The organism is Haemophilus paraphrohaemolyticus, from assembly GCF_002015045.1.
Lineage (GTDB): Bacteria > Pseudomonadota > Gammaproteobacteria > Enterobacterales > Pasteurellaceae > Haemophilus_A > Haemophilus_A paraphrohaemolyticus.
In genome coordinates, this window is the sequence record NZ_MUXX01000010.1 from 1 (window position 1) to 617 (window position 617).

1 protein-coding gene is annotated in these 617 nt (G+C 42.8%); it reads left to right on the forward strand.

The genetic code is table 11. The features are described 5' to 3' along the window. Positions 1-617 (forward strand): hypothetical protein (locus B0184_RS10540; protein WP_158077813.1); only part of this gene is annotated, 617 nt, incomplete at both ends.

Consider the following 617-nt stretch of genomic DNA (forward strand, 5'->3'; position numbering starts at 1 on the left):
ACAACTCAGGTTGGAAAACAAAAGCAACTGATGGCACAGACGTAACTGTAAATCCAGGCGATGCTGTAAACTATGTAGATGGTAAAGGCACGAAAGCGAACGTGGCAGTAACGAAAGTTGACGGTAAACCAGATGTTGTGAGTGTATCTTATGATGTTAAATCAGCAGACACTAACACCTTAACCGTTGATGCAAACGGTGTGAAAGTGAACACAGGTTCAATCAAACCTGCAGAAGAAAGCGGTAATAATAAAGGTAAAGTAACCGTAGCTGATGCAGATAAGAACAAAGTAGCGACAGTTGAGAACGTAGCGAACGCAATCAACAGCGCGAAATGGTTTGCGAAAGCGAATAACCTAGAAACAACGATGACAGACCGTGCAGAGAAAGGTGAAGAATCAGCATCGATTGGCGCTGGTGATGAAATTACTTTCGAAGCGGACAAAAACTTAGCGGTAAAACGTAATGGTAAGACATTCACGTACGGTTTAGCGAAAGACATCGAAGTTGATAGCGTAACAGCGAAAAACAAGGTAACTCTTGGTGAAGGCGATAAAGCGGTACAATTATCTGCGGATGCGGGTGCATTAAAAGTAGCAGATAAAGACGGTAATGCA